General features: G+C 57.9%; 1 rRNA gene. It reads left to right on the forward strand.

Annotated elements, in window-relative coordinates:
- A 23S ribosomal RNA gene (locus SCA03_RS34695) occupies positions 1 to 1,827 on the forward strand; the annotation flags it as partial.
- Positions 1,828 to 1,865 lie beyond the last annotated feature (38 nt).

Raw genomic sequence — 1,865 nt, forward strand, 5'->3', positions numbered from 1 at the left:
TGGGTAGGGGAGCGTCGTGTGCCGGGTGAAGCAGCCGTGGAAGCGAGTTGTGGACGGTTCACGAGTGAGAATGCAGGCATGAGTAGCGATACATGCGTGAGAAACGTGTGCGCCGATTGACTAAGGGTTCCTGGGTCAAGCTGATCTGCCCAGGGTAAGTCGGGACCTAAGGCGAGGCCGACAGGCGTAGTCGATGGAGAACCGGTTGATATTCCGGTACCCGCTGTGAAGCGATCAACATCGAATCCAGTGATGCTAAGGCCGTGAAACCGCCCATGCCGGCTTTGCCGGTGGTGGGAGTGGTGGAGCCGCTGACCCGAGCTGGTAGTAGGTGAGTGATGGGGTGACGCAGGGAGGTAGTCCATCCCGGGCGGTGGTTGTCCCGGGGTAAGGGTGTAGCCCGGTGTGCAGGGAAATCCGTGCACCGTTATAGGGGTGAGACCTGATGCCGAGCCGTTTGTGGTGAAGTGGATGATCCTGTGCTGTCGAGAAAAGCCTCTAGCGAGTTTTGTGGCGGCCCGTACCCGAAACCGACTCAGGTGGTCTGGTAGAGAATACCGAGGCGTTCGGGTGAACTATGGTTAAGGAACTCGGCAAAATGCCCCCGTAACTTCGGGAGAAGGGGGGCCACTTCTGGTGATCACCTGCGCGGTGTGAGCTGGGGGTGGCCGCAGAGACCAGCGAGAAGCGACTGTTTACTAAAAACACAGGTCCGTGCGAAGCTGTAAGGCGATGTATACGGACTGACGCCTGCCCGGTGCTGGAACGTTAAGGGGACCGGTTAGCTCATCTTCGGGTGGGCGAGGCTGGGAACTTAAGCGCCAGTAAACGGCGGTGGTAACTATAACCATCCTAAGGTAGCGAAATTCCTTGTCGGGTAAGTTCCGACCTGCACGAATGGCGTAACGACTTCTTGACTGTCTCAACCATAGGCCCGGTGAAATTGCACTACGAGTAAAGATGCTCGTTTCGCGCAGCAGGACGGAAAGACCCCGGGACCTTTACTACAGCTTGATATTGGTGTTCGGTTCGGCTTGTGTAGGATAGGTGGGAGACTGTGAAGCGGGCACGCCAGTGTTCGTGGAGTCGTTGTTGAAATACCACTCTGGTCGTGCTGGATGTCTAACCTGGGTCCGTGATCCGGATCGGGGACAGTGTCTGGTGGGTAGTTTAACTGGGGCGGTTGCCTCCTAAAGGGTAACGGAGGCGCCCAAAGGTTCCCTCAGCCTGGTTGGTCATCAGGTGGTGAGTGTAAGTGCACAAGGGAGCTTGACTGTGAGACTGACGGGTCGAGCAGGGACGAAAGTCGGGACTAGTGATCCGGCGGTGGCTTGTGGAAGCGCCGTCGCTCAACGGATAAAAGGTACCCCGGGGATAACAGGCTGATCTTCCCCAAGAGTCCATATCGACGGGATGGTTTGGCACCTCGATGTCGGCTCGTCGCATCCTGGGGCTGGAGTCGGTCCCAAGGGTTGGGCTGTTCGCCCATTAAAGCGGTACGCGAGCTGGGTTTAGAACGTCGTGAGACAGTTCGGTCCCTATCCGCTGCGCGCGTTGGAGTCTTGAGAAGGGCTGTCCCTAGTACGAGAGGACCGGGACGGACGGACCTCTGGTGTGCCAGTTGTCCCGCCAGGGGCATGGCTGGTTGGCTACGTTCGGGAAGGATAACCGCTGAAAGCATCTAAGCGGGAAGCCTGCTTCGAGATGAGGACTCCTGCCCCCTTGAGGGGTTAAGGCTCCCTGGAGATGACGGGGTTGATAGGCCGGATCTGGAAGCCCTGTGAGGGGTGGAGGTGACCGGTACTAATAGGCCGAGGGCTTGTCCATTGATGCTCGCGTTCACTGTGTAGGTTCTGAGACAACAA

It is taken from the genome of Streptomyces cacaoi (genome assembly GCF_006539165.1).
In the GTDB taxonomy this organism is placed as follows: domain Bacteria; phylum Actinomycetota; class Actinomycetes; order Streptomycetales; family Streptomycetaceae; genus Streptomyces; species Streptomyces cacaoi.